The following is a 16,288-nucleotide window of genomic DNA, read 5'->3' on the forward strand; positions in this document are numbered from 1 at the left end:
TTACTGGTGTGCCGGGGTCCCCCTGCGGATGCCCGCCACGGCGACGATCGCGCCGGCGAAGCAGATCACCGCGGCGACCAGGGCGGCCACGTGCACGCCGTTCATGAAGGCGGTTCCGGCGCCGTCGACGACCGCGGCCCGTACCGCGTCGGTCATGTCGGCCGAAACCGGTGCGACTCCCATGGACACCGCGTCCTTGGCCTCGGAGAGGCCCTGCGCCATCGGCGCGGGCACCCCGGCGCCGGTGAGCGATCCGGCAAGCGTCGCGCCGACCTTGCTGCTGATCAGCGAGATCAGGACCGAGGTGCCGAGCGCGCCGCCGATCTGCAGCATGGTGGCCTGCAGACCGCCGGCGACACCGGCGTCCTTGATCGGGGCGTTGCCGACGATCGCCTCGGAGGAGGCGGCCATCACCATGCCGACGCCGAGGCCGAGCCCGATGAAGGACGGCCACATCGCGTGGTAGGAGGAATCGGTGCCGAGACCGAGCAGTCCGAGCGAGGCGGCGCCCTGCAGGACCATGCCGAGCGGCATGGTCAGGCGCGGGCCGAACCGGTCGGTGAGCGCCGCGCCGAGCGGTGAGGCGACGACCGAGGCGAGGCTGAGCGGCAGCGTGAGCACACCGGCCATCACCGGCGTGTACCCGCGGACGTTCTGCAGGTACAGCATGATGTAGAAGATCGAGCCGAGCAGCGTGAAGAAGTTGATCGCGGTGATGACCGCGCCGATCGTCAGCGCCGGGCTGCGGAACAGCCGCATCGGGAGCAGCGGGTGTTCCTGCCGGGTCTCGTACCAGCCGAACAGCGCCAGGATCAGCAGACCGGCGACGATGGTGCCGATCGTGGACCCGGCGGTCCAGCCCCAGGTCTCGCCCTTGACCACGCCGAAGACCAGGACCAGCAGACCGGCCGCGAGCAGCAGCACGCCTGCCACGTCGAACTTGTGCCTGCCGGTGGAGTTCTTGCTCTCGGCGAGCACCAGCGCGCTGAAGACCAGCGCGATCACGCCGATCGGCGCGTTGATGTAGAAGACCGACTCCCAGTTGACGTGCTGCACGAGCAGGCCACCGACGATCGGGCCGAGCGCGGTGGAGACCGAGGAGACCATGGCCCAGATGCCGACCGCCATGCCGAACTTCTTCGGCGGGAAGACGGCTCGCAGGATGCCGAGCGTGTTCGGCATGAGCAGCGCGCCGAAGAGGCCCTGAGCGGCGCGGAAGGCGATGACGCCCTCGATCGAGCCGGCCAGCCCGATCGCGACCGACGCCACGGTGAAGCCGGCGACACCGATCAGGTAGTAGCGGCGCCGGCCGAACCGGTCACCGAGTTTGCCGCCGAGGATCAGCGCGGCGGCCAGCGCGAGCAGGTAGGAGTTGGTCACCCACTGCAGCTCAGCGGTGCTGGCGCCCAGGTCACGCCCGATCTCCGGGTTGGCGATCGAGACGACGCTGCCGTCCAGGCCGACCATGAACAGGCCGAACGCGACAGCGATCAGGGAGAGCCAGGGGCTGCCGCGGCGGCCTGCGGCCACCGGCGGCGAATGGGCAGGGGTGGGTGTTGCGACGATTGCCGGCGGCATCGGGGGTGCTCCATCTTGGTGCGAGATCGATTGGGTACGGGGTGAAGTCAGCGCCCGTCCGACCGCAGCAGGCCGGACAGCTCCGTGAGACCGGGCAGAGCGGCGCGCACCGCGGCCCGCTGCTCGGGGGCGAGCCGTTCCAGCGCGCTCAGCAGATAACCGGTGAAGAGCTCCTGCACCTGGTCGATCCGGCGCCGGGCCTGCTCGGTGGTGTGCAGACGCACCACCCGCCGGTCCCGCTCGTCGGGTTCCCGGCGCAGCAGGCCGGCCGTGACCATGGCGGTGACCAGCGCGCTGGCGTTGTTCGGCCGCAGCTGGAGCTCATCGGCGAGCTCCCGGACCGTCAGGCCGGGCCGGGCCCGGACCTGCCACAGCGCGACGGTCTGCAGCTCGGGCGGCTTCGGATGGGTGAAATCGGACTGGAGGCGGCGCTCAAGATTGCGATGCAGCTGGTGGGCCAGGTGCATCAGCGCCACGGCGTCGTCCGATTCCGTCATGAACCCATTATTAGGTATGACGGCATACCTATTTCTAGCCGATGCGTGACGCGTCACTTTCCCTGAAGTCCCGGTAGGGCCGTCCGGCCCCTGCCCGGTACCGCACGCGCGGGGTGATCCGCAGGCGGCGCAGCGCCGGCCCGAACGGGTCCCCGAACGTGCGCGCGGCGGTGTTCAGCAGCAGCGCGGCCGCGACCATGCCGACCGCCGGGACGCCGATCAACAGGGCGATCACCGAACCGGTCAGACCGCCCCAGACCATCACGCGCAGGCCGATGTCGGCCACCGGGATGCCGCTGGGCCGCTCCCGCGTCCAGATCGGCAGGAACGAGGTGGCCAGGGCGAGCCCGACCGCCCCGAGCACGGCCGCAACCGTGAGGAACGCCTGCGACCAGTGGTAGTGACGGCCGGCCGCGTAGGCCCCGGAGAGCACGCAGCCGAACCAGACCTTGCCCAGCGCCCACCGGCCCAGCCGGACCAACGGGTCGTCGGAGTTCGTCGCCATCGCCAGCTCCTGCCGGGCGGATTCCTGGTGTCAGGTTACCGGGATCGGGCGCCGTTTCCGGGGCGTCTCGCCGGATTCGGCCACGCGCGGCCGGACCTCCACACCGGACCGCCTCCACAGTGTTCGGCCACCTCGAACAGTCCGCAATGACCGTCCGTTCCCGCCGTCCGATGTGGCATCCGTGTGGGCAAATGTTCGCATCCGACGATCCGCGATACTCGCGGGATGACATTGCTTCTGGTCGCTGTGGTGGAGATGGTCGCCGGTCACGAGGAGGCCGGCCGGCGGTACGAGGACGACGTGCTCACGCTCCTCGGCCGGCACGGCGGCGTCCTGGAACGGCGGATGCGCGACACCACCGGCGGCGCCGAGGTGCAGGTGATCCGCTTCGACGAGCGTTCCGGCCTGGACTCCTTCCTGGCCGATCCGCGCCGGGCGGCGCTGCGGGCGGAGGTGGGCGAGGCGGCGCCCGCCACCCGGGTGCTGGAGGTCCGCGACGTCTAGCCCGGCGGGCTCCCGGCTTTCGCGGCGGCGCGGCCTTCTGCGCGGCGCGGCCTTCTGAACGGCAAGGCCTGCTAAGCCGCGAGGCGGAACAGCTCGGCGTGGATCTGGCGGGACGGGACGCGCAGCGATCGCAGGCTCGCCACCACCGCGCGGGTCAGCGGCGCCGGCCCGCACACATAGGTGTCCCGGTCGGTCACGTCCGGGACCAGCGTGGCCAGGTTCTCCGGCTGGAACGGCTGGTTGCCGCCGCCGGTCCGGCCGGTGAGCACGTGCAGCCGCGCGCCGCGGACCCGCGCCAGGTTGCGCAGCTCACCGAGGAGGACGGCGTCGGCCGTGGAGCGCACCCGGTAGAGGACCACCACGTCGGAGCCGATCGCCGGGTCCTCCAGCAGGGCGCGGATCGGCGTCACCCCGATCCCGCCGGCGATCAGCAGGACGCCGGAACGGGACCGCTGCGCCAGGGTGAAGGCGCCGTAGGGCCCCTCGGCGTAGACCCGCGTCCCGATCGGAAGATCACGGAGCCCGGCGCTGGTCGTACCGATGGCCTTCGCCGTCAATCGCAGGGAGCGACCGTTCGGCGCGGCCGAGAGGGAGAACGGGTTGACCTGCCACCACGACTGGTGCTCGGGGAACCGCCAGAGGAAGAACTGACCGGCGGCGGCCTGCAACCGCTCCAGGTGGCGACCCGTCACGTGCACCGACACCACGTCGCCGGACTCCGGCACGACCGCGGCGACCCGCATCCGGTGCCGGGCGTTGCGGGCCAGCGGGACGATCAGGCGGCCGGCCAGCAGCGCTCCGAGGGCGAACGTCCACAGCCCCCACCAGTACACCTGGGTCCAGATGTTGATTTTGAATGCGGTGCCCTCGTAGACCTGGTGGATCACGCCGAGCACCACCACCGCGTAGAGCAGCAGGTGTACGGCGTGCCACGTCTCGTAGGAGAGCCGGCGGCGGGCGGCGCGTACCGACAGCGCCACGACCAGCACGATCAGGCAGGTGGCCAGCACGCCGAGCAGCACCGGGAGCTGCCCGGCGAGGCTGAGGAAGGTACGCGCGTACGACGCCCGGTCCTGCTGGGCGAATCCGAGGACCACGAACGCGGGGTGCAGCAGCACGAGCCAGAGGACGGCGAACCCGGTCCACCGGTGCCAGGTGGTCAGCCGGTCCATCCCGATCCCCCGGTCCAGGATCGGCAGGCGGGCGACGAGCAGCAGCTGCAGCGCCATCACGAACGCGAGGTAGAGGCCGAGCAGCCGGCCGATCGAGCCGGCGAGGTTGTGCGCGGGACCGGCCAGGACGTACATCGCCTGCACGACGGCCAGGTTGACGAGGAGAAAGGCCCAGAGCGCCACGTGCGCGACCCGGGCGGAACGACGGACGGCTATCACCTGCGGATGGGTCACGGCGATCATCCCGGTCTCCCCTGCTGAACATCGGCGTGTACCGGGTGTACCGCCGCCGTCACTCTCCGGTTCAGTCCGGGGGTGACGGCGGCGGCCCGGGTCACTGCGGAGCGCCCAGGTCGTCGAGGGCCTTGGTGGCGCCGCGGTGCAACGGCACCGGGTCGGTGGCCCGCGCGGTGTCCAGGCTGATCTCCTTGGCCGCCGCGTTCGCCTGTTCCAGCTGGGTCTTGCGCTCGAAGAGGGTCCGGGTCAGCACGCAGGCCACGTCCGGGTCGAGGTCCTCGCGGACCAGCAGGACGTTCGGCACCACGATCGTCTTCACGTCGGCCGCCGTCTTGTAGGTGGCGGCCGGGATGGCGCCTGCCTGGTAGACCTCGTTGATCTTCTGCATCTCCGGCAGCAGCGGCGTGATGTCCAGGAATTCGACCTTGTCCCCGGACGTGGTGAGCAGATCGGTGATGCCCGGCGTGGGCAGGCCGCCGGACCAGAACAGCGCGTCGATCGTGCCGTCCTTCATCCCGTCGACGGTCTTGGCGAGGTCCAGCTTCTGCGCGCTCACGTCCGCCGCGGGGTCGAGGCCGGCGGCGGTGAGCACCCGCTGGGCGATCACCTCGGTGCCGGACTTCGGGGAGCCGGTGGAGACCCGCTTACCCTTCATCCCGGCGACGTCGGTGATGCCGGCCGCCTTGCGGACGATCACCTGGGTGTAGTTGGTGTGGATCCGGGACAGCGCCGCGATCGGCTGCTTCTCGGTGAAGCTGCCGGTTCCGTTGATCGCGTTCGCCGCCGTGTCGGCGAGCGAGAACGCCACGCCGTAGGTGCCGGCCACCAGCTGCTGGATGTTCTGCACCGACGCGCCGGTCTCGGACGCCGTCGCCTGGACGTTGCCGCCGGCCATGTTGACCTGTTCCGCGTACGCGTTACCCAGTGCGAAGTAGACACCTGTGGCGTTGCCGGTCGCGATGCCGATCCGGGTGGACTGGCCGACCTCGCAGGTGACGTCGCCACCGGTGTCGGTCGCGGCGCTGTCCTGCCGGCCGCCACAGGACACAGTGGCCGCCGCCAGAAGGCCGGCCAGGGCGATGCTCAATGTCCGTCTCATGCACTCCTCCGGGGGATCAGGTCGGGTTTCGCGGGCCGCTCGGTCCCCTCGGGCACCTCGGGCCGGTCTTTCCTACGGCGCAGAGCGGCCATACCGACCGCCAGGAGCAGGGCGCCCACCCCGAGCGCCACGGCCACCGGCTCCAGGTAGAGCAGCAGCACCCCGGCGACGGCGGCGAGGACCCGGCTCGGGGTGCCGGCCGGGCCGACGCCGAGCACCCAGCCGCCGGTCGCCACGGCCAGCCCCAGCACGGCGAGGGCCGCCACCACCGTGGTCCCGGCGACGGCGGCGACCGATCCGCGGGCGAGCAGGTGCTCACCGTTGCCGGTCAGCACGAACGCGATCGGGGCGAGGAAGGCCGGCAACGCGTACTTCAGGGCCTGCCACATGGTCGGGATCGCCCGGCCGCCGGTGATGGCGCTGGCGCCCACCGCCGCCAGGGCGGTGGGCGGGGTGACCTCGGAGAGCACCGAGTAGTAGAAGACGAACATGGCCGCGGCCGGCGCGGGGACGCCGAGCGCCAGCAGGGCCGGCCCGATGATCACCCAGCCGATGATGAAGCTCGCCGTGACCGGCACCGCCAGACCGAGCAGGGCCAGCGCGAACGCGGCCAGGACCACGGTCAGGCCGAGCACCATCTGGGGGTTGTCGGTGACCGCCCGCGCGCCGTTGACCAGCAGCGACGCCAGCTGGGCGCCGAGGCCGGTCTTCGTGGTCGTCGCGGTGATGATCCCTGCCGCCGCGCAGACCGCGACCACCGGCAGCACGCCGCGCACCCCGGCGGAGAGCGCCTCGAACGCCCGCCGCGGGGTGAGCCAGGACCTGCGGTCCAGGAACGACAGCGCGGCGGCGAGGATCGTCGCGTAGACGACCGCGCGGGTCGCGGACTCCCCGATCGCGAGCAGCACGACGATCAGCACGAGCGACGAGAAGTGGTACCCGAATCGCCCCAGCAGCCGCCACGCGCCGGCCGACTCGACCTCGACCGGGCGGACCCCGTACCGCCGGACGTCGATCTCGACGGCGAGCAGGATGCCGAGGTAGTAGAGGACGGTCGGGATCATCGCCCAGCCGAGGACGGTCAGGTAGGCGACGTTGAGGTACTCGGCGACGATGAACGCGGCGGCGCCGAGGGTGGGCGGGGAGAGGATCGCGCCGACGCCCGCCGCGGCCAGCATGCCGCCGGCCTGTTCACGGGGGTAACCGGCACGCCGCAGCATGGGCCAGGTCACCGCGCCGACACTGACCGCGGTCGCCGTACCCGATCCGGAGACCGTGCCGAGCAGGAAGCCGGCGGCCACCGCGGTGCGCCCGGCGGCGCTGCGCGACCTGCGGAAGGCGGCGACCGACAGGTCGACGAAGAAGCGGCTCGCGCCGGAGAGGTCGAGCACCGCGCCGTAGATGGTGAAGAGCACGATGTACGTGGCCGCGACGTCGAGCGGCGTGCCGTAGAAACCGCTGCCGGAGTTGTAGAGCGCGTCGACGATCTGGGCGAAGTCGAGTCCGGCATGCGCGATCGGCCAGTGCTGGGGAAGCAGGCCACCGTAGTAGCCGTACCCCAGGAAGATCGCGCAGACGATCGGCAGCGCCCACCCGGTGGTCCGCCGGCAGGCCTCCACGACCAGGAGCAGCAGCACCGCACCGAAGATCACGTCGAGCGGTTCGAGCAGGCCCTGCCGGTCCAGGAACGCGTTGTAGCCACCGGCGAACGGGTTCACCGGATAGAGGCACACGACAAGGGCAGAACCGGCCAGGATCAGGTCCGGCCAGGTGGGCCGATCACGCTTCCCACCAAACCCGCTGTGGTACGCCAGGAAGACGAGCGGCAGCGTGCCGGCCAGAAAGATGATCAGGTAGAACTGGCTGCCCTGAGCGAGGGGCCGGAACACCTGCACGAGCACGAGCACGGCGACCGCGAAGGCGACGCTCGCGACGACCGCGCGGAACCGCCCGGTGAGCTCGCGGGCTGGGCGCTCCTCCTCGTCGTAGTGCAGCTCGATAGATCGATCAGCGCCCATGAAACGGACAGTACTATGTCCGCTCTCCTCTGTAACGACCGAATACCCGTGTGAGTTATCGGCGGCTGATCTCGAACCTCCGGACCGCGCCGGTCAGCTCGTCGGCCATCCCGGCCAGCTCGTGGGCCGCCGACCGGGAGCCCTCCAGCCCCGCCGTGGTCGCCTGCGCCGCGTCCGCCACGTCGCTGATGTTGCGGGCGATCTCCTCGGCACCGCCCGCCGCCTCGGTGACGCTGCGGCTGATCTCGCCGGCCGTCGCGGTCTGCTCCTCCACGGCCGAGGCGATCGTGGTCTGGTAGTCGCTGATCCGCACGATGACCTCGGAGATCCGCTCGATCGCGATGACCGCGCTGGACGTGTCCGTCTGGATCTCCTGCACCCGCTGGCTGATCGTCTCGGTCGCCTTCGCGGTCTCCTGCGCCAGCTCCTTGACCTCACCGGCCACCACCGCGAAGCCCTTGCCCAGCTCACCGGCGCGGGCCGCCTCGATCGTCGCGTTCAGCGCCAGCAGGTTCGTCTGCTCGGCGATCTGATTGATCACCTTGACGATGTTGCCGATCTCGTTCGACGACTCGCCCAGCTTCGCCACGATGCTGCTGGTCTCCTGCGCCACCGAGACCGCCTCGCCGGCCACCCCGGCCGCGTCCGAGGCGTTCGTCGCGATCTCCCGGATCGACACGCCCATCTCCTCGGCCGCCGCGCTCAGCGTGTGCACGTGCCGCGCCACGTCCTCGGCCGCCTGCTGCGCGGCGGCGGCGCGGTCCGAGGCGGTGGCTGCGCCACCGGCGAGGTTCTCGTTCACCGAGTTCAGGTTCCGCGACGATTCGAGTACGGTCGCCGCACTCCCGTTGATGACCCCGACGGCGTCCCGCATGCTCGACGTGGCCTGTCGCAGGGCGTCCGCCATCTGTCCCACCTCGTCGCGGCTGCGCACGTCCGGATCGCGGGTCAGGTCACCACCGGCGACCGACTGCAGCACATCGGTGACCTTGCGGACCGGCCCGACCACGGCCCGCACCGCGAGCACCGCGACGAACAACCCGATGATCAGCCCGAGCAGGCCGATGACCAGCACCTGCGTAGTGACCGAACTCCGCGCGTCGGCGACCTCGTCGGTCGCCGCGACCGCCTCCGCGGCGTGCGCCTGCTCCAGGGTGGCGAACTCCTCGTCGATCTCGGTGAAGACCGTGGTGGCCTCGTTCCACCCGCTCCAGAACCCGGGCAGGTTGCTGGAGTTCGACGCCGGCAGCATCACGTCGTCGCGCAGCTGCAGGAACTTGTCGTAGTTGGCCTTCAGCGCGGTCGCGGTATCCGCGTCCGCGGTGAGCGGCGCATACTTCGCCCAGGTGTCCGCGACCTCGTCGTCCAGGTCCGCCACCTGCGTGGTGATCTTCTCCCGGAACGCGGCGCCGGACATGAAGTAGTTCAGCGCGAACATCCGGGTCCGCAGCACGTCCTGGTGCAGGCTGGCGAGCAGGGAGATCGGCGTGACCCCGTGGTCGTAGACCACCTTCGACTTGGACTCGACGGTCCGCAACCCACCCACGGCGATGCCGATGACCACGGCGCACGCCACCGCCACGGCCACGACCGAGGTGAGCATCTTGACCGCCAGAGGCAGGTCGGCGAGCCGCTGCCACGGCGAGCGAGACATGCAGTGGTCCCCTTCCGAGCAGTCGTTCCTCCCCAATCCCTAGTTCGGCAGCCCTCTCCCCCGGCTGAGCGTCACGAACGGTTACCCGCGATGAAGGAAACGCTGAACCGCGCAGCACACCGTGCCGGGCTCGCCGCCTGCTCCGGCCATGACGACGAGTCGTGAGCGGAGCAGGCGGCCGAGGGCTCAGCTCGGGTGTTCGACGGTGATGGTCCGGGGCTGGACGTCGATGGCGGTGATCTCGAGGAGCTGGTCGTCGACGGCGGCGAGGCGGTCGCGGGCGTCGGCGGGGAGGTGGACCGGTGAGCCGGACGCCAGGGGCAGCAGGTGCAGGGTCACCTCGGCGTCGGGGTGGTGACCGGCGTCGATCAGGTTGACGATCCAGCGCGCGCCGTCCCAGAAGCGGTCGGTGACGGTACGGCCGTCGATGCGCAGCTCGCCGACGTCGCCGGCCCAGTCGATCCGGAGCAGCGGGTCGAGCGCGGGGTCGGCGGCCCACTCCGGCAGCGGCAGGCGGTAGACGGCGGCCAGCTCGTCGAAGACGTCCGGGGTGGGTGCGGAGGGGCGGCCGTCGTGCTTGCCGTAGCTGACCGGAACCGCCGTCGCCGCGGGACGCACCAGCACGGCCGCGACCGGCGACGTCGCGGCGGGAGAGGCGGCGACCGGCGAAGGCCCGCCGGGAGAGGCGACGACCGGCGAAGGCGCACCGGGAGAGGCGGTGACCGGGGAGGCCGCCGGGAGGGGCGCGGGCACCGGAGGACCCGTCTCCACGGTGGTGAACGTCCGGGTGGCCGGGTCGTATCCCCGTACCCCGGTGGGGCCGGCGGCCTTGACCAGCACCCGGCCGGCGGCGTCCCACTGCAGCTCGTCGTGGCTGAGCAGGAGGCGGCGGACGGCGGCCTCCACCACCCAGACCGACCCGGCCGCCGAGGCCGGGAGGACGAGCACGTCGAGCGTGCCGTAGCGAACCGGTTCGAGGCCGGGCACGATCTCGTGGACCTCGATGCCGCCGGGGCCGTCGACGGCCACCTCCGGGGCGATGCCCTCGTCGGCGATCAGGACCAGCGTGGGGATCTCGCCGGGCAGCAGGGTGAGTGCGGTGGCGGTGGCCCAGGCGATCCGGACACCGCCGGCGGTCAGGCCGACCGGCCAGCGGGCCAGGGTTCCGGGCGGGATGCGGACCGGCCGGGACGGGAACTCGACGACGCGATCGTCGAGCCCGACCCGGAAACGGGCATGCTCATAAACGGACAGCGGGAAGTGCGGCTGGTGCCACGCCACGAAGACGAAGCCGGACGTGCCGTCGCTGCGCAGCGCCCAGCGCAGCGTCGTGCCGTCCTCGACGCCGATCGGGCGCGCGTCGGGCAGGGTGGACGGCATCTCGGCGAGCCGGTCGCCGAACGCGGCGAGGAACGCGTGCTGGCGGCGCAGCTCGGCGTGGCTGGCGGCGAGCGCCCCGGCCTCCCCGATCGGCGCGTGGAAGTCGTAGCCGAGGCGCGGCAGATCGTTCGGGTACCCGGTGGCGTGCGACTCCTGCATGCCCTCCGGGGACGCCGGGTTGGTGCCGCCGGCATACATGTAGTAGCCCTGCCAGGCCGAGCCGTTGCCGATCTTGCAGTGCGCGATGGCGGCGACGTCGAGCGCGTCCGGGCGCGGCCGCCGGTGGTAGGCGGTCGCCATCCCGCCGGCGAGTTCGCAGGTCGCGGCCGGGAAGAGGTCGGACGGGGTGCGCGGTCCGCCCTTGGCCGCCTCGATGTTCTGCGCGCGGCGCACGTCCGCGCCGATGCCGGGGTCGTCCCAGACGTGTGAGAAGAAGTAGTGGTCGCGGAAGTTCGGCGCCCACGGCGCGTCGGTCTCCACCCAGAAGCCGTCGCCGTAACCGCCGTAGAGCGGCAGCACCTCGCCCTCGGGCAGTTCGGCGCTGTCCCAGGCCGTCGCGGTCCAGATCGGCGCCGACATGCCCGCTTCGCGGGACAGGCGCTTGAGGGTACGGAGATGGCCCGGCTCCGTGTACAGCTCGTTCTCGATCTGGATGCCGAGCACCGTCCCGCCGTCGCCGGCGCGGCCTCGCAGCGCGGCGCCGATCTGGCCGAACCACTCGGCGACCAGCTCCAGATAGGCCGGATCGTCGGTCCGGTGCCGGACCGGCGCGTGCCGCACCCAGTCCGGGAAGCCGCCGTTGCGGGACTCGCCGTGGCACCAGGGACCGATCCGGAGCACCACGTCGAGGCCGGTCTCGACCGCGAGGTCGACGAACGCAGCGACGTCGAGGTTGCCGTCGAAGCGGGCCTCGCCCCGGCGCGGCGAGTGGTGCAGCCAGAAGAGGTAGCTGGCCACCACCGTCACGCCGCCGGCCCGCATCTGCCGCAGGCGCTCGGCCCATCGCTCGCGGGGCACCCGCGAGTAGTGCAGCTCGCCGGAGACCGGGATGACCGGCACGCCGCCGAGCTCCAGGTAGCGGTTGGTCAGCGAGACCCCGGGCCGCGCGTCTTCCTCGTTGCTCATCCGCGGCCGGCGCAACGGCGTCGCCCAGGTGCGGTGGCGAACGGAGAGCGGCTCGGGCCACTTCGTTGGTTCAGTGGGCACGAGAACCCCTCCTCGGATTTTGACTGTAACCGGTCACAGCCCGGCGTGGCCGAACGATACACAGCGCTCATGGGTCAGACGCAAGGTCTTGACACATGGCCGTAACACCAGCACTGTAACCGGTCACAGGACCCAACACGCTTCGATGGGTCCGTCCCCGGCTTCCGTCCCCCCGGCTCAGCCGATCAAGGAGGATCGATGAAAACGAAACTCGTCCCGCTCATGGCGGCCCTCGCTTTGTTCACCGTCACCGCCTGCTCCAGCTCCGACTCCGGCTCTCCCTCGTCCGATCCCGACGAGAAGGTCGCGCTGACCTACTGGACCTGGACCCCGAACATGGACAAGGTGGTCGCGGCCTGGAACGCGGCGAACCCGAACATCCAGGTCACGGTCAACAAGCAGGACGGCGGCGACCCGGCCGTCACCAAGCTGCTGACCGCGATCAAGGCGGGCTCCGGCGCGCCGGACATCATGCAGGCCGAGTACCAGAAGATCCCCACCCTGGTCTCCGCGGACGCGATCGCCGACATCGCCGGCGAGGCCGGCTCGCTCAAGGACAAGTTCCCGTCCGGCTCGTGGAACGGCGTGACCCTCGGATCCGAGGCCGTCTACGGCGTCCCGCAGGACTCCGGGCCGCTGATGTTCTTCTACCGCGCCGACGTCTTCGAGAAAAACGGCCTCGCCGCGCCGAAGACCTGGGACGACTACGCCGCGGCCGCCGAGAAGATCCACAAGGCGAACCCGAAGCAGTACGTCGGCACCTTCTCCGCGAACGACGCCGGCCTCTTCACCGGTCTCGCGCAGCAGGCCGGCGCCTCCTGGTGGGGCGTGAACGGCGACGCCTGGAGTGTCGACATCAACGACGCGGCGACGCAGAAGGTCGCCGCGTACTGGGGCGGCCTGGTGGAGAAGGGCGTCATCGACAACAAGCCGATGTACACCCCGGAGTGGAACGCCGCCCTCAACGACGGCACCCAGGTCGGCTGGGTCAGCGCGGTGTGGGCGCCGGGCGTCCTGGAGGGCAGTGCGAAGGACACCAAGGGCAAGTGGAAGGCCGCGCCCATGCCGCAGTGGGACGCCGCCAGCCCGGCGACCGGCAACTGGGGCGGCTCGGCCACCAGCGTCACGACCCAGACCAAGCACAAGGCGCAGGCCGCCGCTTTCATCACCTGGCTCAACAGCGACCCCGCCGCGCTGAAGCTGCTCGCCTCCGAGGCCAACATCTACCCGGCCGCCACCGACGCGAGCGCCGCGCTCAGCACGCCGCCGGCGTTCTTCGCCGACCAGGCCGACTTCTGGGCCATCGCCGCCGAGGCAGCCAAGACCACCAAGCCCTTCACGTACGGGCCGAACGTCAACGTCGCGTACAGCGCCTTCAACGACGCGTTCGGCAAGGCGGCCGAGGCGAAGAAGGCGGCCGCCTTCACCGCGTCCCTGGCGACCATGCAGCAGACCACCGTCGACGATCTTAAGAACAGCGGCTTCACCGTCGCCGGATGAGTTCGCGGGCCCGGGCGGTTCGCCGTCCGGGCCTCTCGGAGAAAGGTTCGGCGATGTCGCTGACTATGGACCGGCCCGCGGTGGCCACGTCTCCGGTGGTTTCCCGCCCCCGGACCAGACGGACAGGCGTCCCCTACGCCTTCCTGGCCCCGGCCCTGGTCCTCTTCACGCTCTTCCTGGCCGCGCCGATCCTCTACGCCGGTTACCTGAGCCTGCGCAAGACGCAGGTCAGCGGCCTGGGACTGGGCAAGGCCTCGCGGACCGAGGTCTGGGCCGGGCTGAGCAACTACGCCCGCTCGCTCACCGACCCCGACTTCCTGCCGAGCGTGTGGCGGGTCGGGGCGTACGGCCTCATCGTCGTGCCCACCATGCTCGGGCTGGCCCTGCTGATGGCCCTCCTGCTGGACGCGGCCCGGACACGGGAGTCGATCAGCAAGTTCGCCCGCATCTCGATCTTCCTGCCGTACGCGGTGCCGGCCGTGGTCGCCTCGCTGCTCTGGGGCTTCCTCTACCTGCCCCGGGTCAGCCCGATCACCGACCTGTTCGAGTCGGCCGGGATCGCCGCGCCGAACCTGCTCTCCAACGACCTCACTCTCTGGGCGGTCGCGAACATCGCGGTCTGGGGCGGCACCGGCTTCAACATGATCGTCATCTACACCGCGCTGCGGGCCGTGCCGACCAGCCTGTACGAGTCGGCCCGGATCGACGGCGCCTCGGACGTCACCATCGCGCTCCGCATCAAGATCCCGATGGTGATGCCCTCCCTGGTGATGACGTTCGTCTTCTCGATGATCGCCACCCTGCAGGTGTTCGCCGAGCCGATGACGCTCAAGCCCCTCGCCAACACCATCTCGACGACCTGGACGCCGCTCATGAAGGTGCACCGGGACGCGTTCACCCGCAACGACCTGTACGCGGCCGCCGCCACCTCGGTGATCATCGCGCTGGCCGCCTTCATCCTGTCCTTCGGCTTCCTGAAGCTCGTCGGGCGCCGGGCCTTCAGCCAGGAGGACTGATCATGGCTCTCGTCGCTTCCGCGCGGCCCCGGCAGGGGCGCAGCGTCCTCGCCACCACGCTCCTGCTGCTCGGCGCCGCGTACTGCCTGCTGCCGGTGCTCTGGGTGCTGATCGCCTCCAGCAAGAGCGCGGGCGAGCTGTTCTCCACGTTCACCCTCGCGCCGAGCACCCACCTCTGGGACAACCTGGTCGGCCTCGACGACTACCGGGACGGCCTGTACTGGCGATGGATGGCGAACACCGCCCTCTACGCCGGGGTGGGCGCGGCCGTCTCCACCTTCGTCTCGGCGATGGCCGGGTACGCCCTGGCGAAGTTCGAGTTCCGCGGCAAGAGCCTCGTCTTCAACCTGATCCTCGCCGGCGTCCTGGTGCCCGGTGTCCTGCTGGCGATCCCGCAGTACCTGCTGCTCGCGAAGGCCGGCATGACCAACACCTACTGGGCCGTGCTGCTGCCGAGCTTCATCAGCCCGTACGGCATCTATCTGGCCCGGATCTTCGCGGCCGCGTCGGTGCCCTCGGAGATTTTGGAGGCCTCCCGGATCGACGGCGCGGGTGACTGGCGGACCTTCACCCGGGTGGTGTTGCCGATGATGCGGACCGGCCTGGTGACCGTCTTCCTGTTCCAGTTCGTGGCGGTCTGGAACAACTTCATGCTGCCGTACATCATGCTCGGCGACGACCGGCTCTACCCGATCACGGTCGGCCTGAACGGGCTGCTCAACCAGGGCGCGAACCAGCCGGCCATGTACACCGCGGTGGTCACCGGCGCGCTCGTCTCGATCGTCCCGCTGATCGCGCTGTTCCTGGCGTTGCAGCGCTACTGGCAGGTCGACCTGGCCGCGGGTGGCGTGAAGGCATGACTATGATCCCGAACGTGTCGTCGCGTAAACGCCCCACCATCCGCGACGTCGCCCGCGAGGCCGGGGTGTCCTACGCGACGGTGTCGCGGGTGCTCAACGGCCGTGACTGGGTCAGCCCGGAAGCCGTCCGCGCGGTCACCGACGCGATCCAGCGCACCGGGTACACCACGAACCAGCACGCCCGCTCGCTGGCCACCGGCCGGTCCGGCTCGATCGCGTTCCTGCTCACCGAGCCGCAGCACCTGCTCTTCGAGGACCCGAACTTCTCGGTGCTGCTGCGCGGGGTGGCGCAGGCGCTCTCCGACCGGGAGCTGACGCTGATCCTGATGATCGCGTCGACCCCGGAGGAGCGGAACCGGACCCTCGCCTACCTCTCCGGCGGTCACGTCGACGGGGTGCTGCTGGTCTCCCCGCACTCCGGGGACCCGCTGCTCAAACAGCTGGTCCAGGCCGAGGTGCCGATCGTGGCGTGCGGTCAGGTGCTCGGCTTCGAGGACTCGATCAGTTCGGTCTCGGCCGACGACTGGGGTGGCGCCCGGACCGCGGTGGAGCACCTGCTCGCCGCCGGGTGCCGCCGGATCGCCACGATCACCGGGCCGCAGGACACGTTCGGCGGGGTGTTCCGGCTGCGCGGGTACAGCGACGCGCTGACCGCGGCCGGCATCACGGTCGACCCGGACTACATCGTGCACGGCGACTGGAGCCGGGAGAGCGGCGCGGCCGGGATGCGCGCGCTGCTCGGCCGGGTCCCGGAGGTGGACGCGGTGTTCGCCGCGTCCGACGCGATGGCCGCGGCCGCCCTGCCGGTGCTGCGCGAGGCCGGCCGGGACGTGCCCGGCGACGTCCGGATCGTCGGTTTCGACGATTCCGGGCTGGCGGCGACCACCGAGCCGCCCCTGACGACCGTCCGGCATCCGCTGGAACGGATCAGCGAGGAGATGGTCCGGCTGCTCACCGATGTGATCGCCGGCCGTACCCCGCTCTCGATCACCGTGCCGACCAGCCTGGTGATCCGCTCCTCCTCCCCCGCCTGATTCCCGGGCTTCACGGCACCACTCCAGG

Annotated in this window: 13 protein-coding genes; 5 read left to right on the top strand and 8 right to left on the bottom strand. The window is 71.0% G+C overall.

Annotated elements, in window-relative coordinates; translation table 11 throughout:
• The 3 genes from AMIS_RS27235 to AMIS_RS27245 all read right to left on the bottom strand — a co-directional run bounded on the left by AMIS_RS27235 (position 1) and on the right by AMIS_RS27245 (position 2,580).
• On the bottom strand, positions 1-1,530 hold the full coding sequence (locus AMIS_RS27235) for an MFS transporter (protein WP_014445646.1): 1,530 nt from the start codon (positions 1,528-1,530) through the stop codon (positions 1-3).
• A gap of 95 nt (positions 1,531-1,625) precedes the next feature.
• Entirely contained in the window at positions 1,626-2,075 is a 450-nt protein-coding gene (locus tag AMIS_RS27240) for a MarR family winged helix-turn-helix transcriptional regulator (RefSeq protein WP_014445647.1), read from the bottom strand.
• A 34-nt stretch (positions 2,076-2,109) separates the two neighbouring features.
• Positions 2,110-2,580: a hypothetical protein gene (locus AMIS_RS27245; protein ID WP_014445648.1), complete on the bottom strand. Its 471-nt coding sequence runs from the start codon at positions 2,578-2,580 to the stop codon at positions 2,110-2,112.
• A gap of 225 nt (positions 2,581-2,805) precedes the next feature.
• Between AMIS_RS27245 and AMIS_RS27250 the strand changes: the two genes are divergently transcribed.
• Positions 2,806-3,084, top strand: a complete 279-nt coding sequence (locus tag AMIS_RS27250) for a hypothetical protein (RefSeq protein WP_014445649.1) — start codon at positions 2,806-2,808, stop codon at positions 3,082-3,084.
• Positions 3,085-3,155: 71 nt separating this feature from the next.
• Here the strand turns inward: AMIS_RS27250 and AMIS_RS27255 are convergent, their stop codons facing one another.
• From AMIS_RS27255 to AMIS_RS27275, 5 genes are all read right to left on the bottom strand, one after another.
• Complete coding sequence (locus AMIS_RS27255) at positions 3,156-4,499, bottom strand: ferredoxin reductase family protein (protein ID WP_014445650.1); 1,344 nt, start codon at positions 4,497-4,499, stop codon at positions 3,156-3,158.
• 91 nt (positions 4,500-4,590) lie between these two features.
• Positions 4,591-5,592, bottom strand: coding sequence for a TAXI family TRAP transporter solute-binding subunit (locus AMIS_RS27260; RefSeq protein WP_014445651.1), 1,002 nt, complete (start codon positions 5,590-5,592; stop codon positions 4,591-4,593).
• Positions 5,589-7,610 (bottom strand): TRAP transporter permease, encoded by a 2,022-nt coding sequence (locus tag AMIS_RS27265; protein WP_014445652.1) that lies wholly within the window; start codon positions 7,608-7,610, stop codon positions 5,589-5,591. Before AMIS_RS27265 ends, AMIS_RS27260 begins: the two co-directional genes overlap by 4 nt.
• A 55-nt stretch (positions 7,611-7,665) precedes the next feature.
• Positions 7,666-9,264 (bottom strand): methyl-accepting chemotaxis protein, encoded by a 1,599-nt coding sequence (locus tag AMIS_RS27270; RefSeq protein ID WP_014445653.1) that lies wholly within the window; start codon positions 9,262-9,264, stop codon positions 7,666-7,668.
• Positions 9,265-9,450: 186 nt separating this feature from the next.
• Positions 9,451-11,850, bottom strand: a complete 2,400-nt coding sequence (locus AMIS_RS27275) for a beta-galactosidase (protein WP_231859100.1) — start codon at positions 11,848-11,850, stop codon at positions 9,451-9,453.
• Positions 11,851-12,048: 198 nt separating this feature from the next.
• Between AMIS_RS27275 and AMIS_RS27280 the strand changes: the two genes are divergently transcribed.
• From AMIS_RS27280 to AMIS_RS27295, 4 genes are read left to right on the top strand one after another with little or no spacing between them, the layout of a single operon-like run.
• Positions 12,049-13,350 carry an ABC transporter substrate-binding protein gene (locus AMIS_RS27280; RefSeq protein WP_014445655.1) on the top strand — a complete coding sequence of 434 codons (1,302 nt, stop codon included), beginning with the start codon at positions 12,049-12,051 and terminating at the stop codon, positions 13,348-13,350.
• Between the two features lie 53 nt (positions 13,351-13,403).
• Complete coding sequence (locus AMIS_RS27285) at positions 13,404-14,366, top strand: carbohydrate ABC transporter permease (protein ID WP_014445656.1); 963 nt, start codon at positions 13,404-13,406, stop codon at positions 14,364-14,366.
• 2 nt (positions 14,367-14,368) lie between these two features.
• Positions 14,369-15,226: a carbohydrate ABC transporter permease gene (locus AMIS_RS27290; protein ID WP_014445657.1), complete on the top strand. Its 858-nt coding sequence runs from the start codon at positions 14,369-14,371 to the stop codon at positions 15,224-15,226.
• Positions 15,223-16,260, top strand: coding sequence for a LacI family DNA-binding transcriptional regulator (locus AMIS_RS27295; protein WP_231859101.1), 1,038 nt, complete (start codon positions 15,223-15,225; stop codon positions 16,258-16,260). The genes AMIS_RS27290 and AMIS_RS27295 overlap by 4 nt, the downstream gene beginning before the upstream one ends.
• The last annotated feature ends 28 nt before the right edge of the window (positions 16,261-16,288 follow it).

The sequence above is a fragment of the Actinoplanes missouriensis 431 genome, from assembly GCF_000284295.1.
GTDB classification, from domain to species: domain Bacteria; phylum Actinomycetota; class Actinomycetes; order Mycobacteriales; family Micromonosporaceae; genus Actinoplanes; species Actinoplanes missouriensis.

Excerpts from the sequence above, each read along its gene's own strand:
- AMIS_RS27280 (WP_014445655.1), top strand. The coding sequence starts at position 12,049 with ATGAAAACGAAACTCGTCCCGCTCATGGCGGCCCTCGCTTTGTTCACC.
- AMIS_RS27245 (WP_014445648.1), bottom strand. The coding sequence starts at position 2,580 with ATGGCGACGAACTCCGACGACCCGTTGGTCCGGCTGGGCCGGTGGGCG.
- AMIS_RS27240 (WP_014445647.1), bottom strand. The coding sequence starts at position 2,075 with ATGACGGAATCGGACGACGCCGTGGCGCTGATGCACCTGGCCCACCAG.
- AMIS_RS27260 (WP_014445651.1), bottom strand. The coding sequence starts at position 5,592 with ATGAGACGGACATTGAGCATCGCCCTGGCCGGCCTTCTGGCGGCGGCC.
- AMIS_RS27295 (WP_231859101.1), top strand. The coding sequence starts at position 15,223 with ATGACTATGATCCCGAACGTGTCGTCGCGTAAACGCCCCACCATCCGC.
- AMIS_RS27255 (WP_014445650.1), bottom strand. The coding sequence starts at position 4,499 with ATGATCGCCGTGACCCATCCGCAGGTGATAGCCGTCCGTCGTTCCGCC.
- AMIS_RS27285 (WP_014445656.1), top strand. The coding sequence starts at position 13,404 with ATGTCGCTGACTATGGACCGGCCCGCGGTGGCCACGTCTCCGGTGGTT.
- AMIS_RS27250 (WP_014445649.1), top strand. The coding sequence starts at position 2,806 with ATGACATTGCTTCTGGTCGCTGTGGTGGAGATGGTCGCCGGTCACGAG.
- AMIS_RS27290 (WP_014445657.1), top strand. The coding sequence starts at position 14,369 with ATGGCTCTCGTCGCTTCCGCGCGGCCCCGGCAGGGGCGCAGCGTCCTC.
- AMIS_RS27270 (WP_014445653.1), bottom strand. The coding sequence starts at position 9,264 with ATGTCTCGCTCGCCGTGGCAGCGGCTCGCCGACCTGCCTCTGGCGGTC.
- AMIS_RS27265 (WP_014445652.1), bottom strand. The coding sequence starts at position 7,610 with ATGGGCGCTGATCGATCTATCGAGCTGCACTACGACGAGGAGGAGCGC.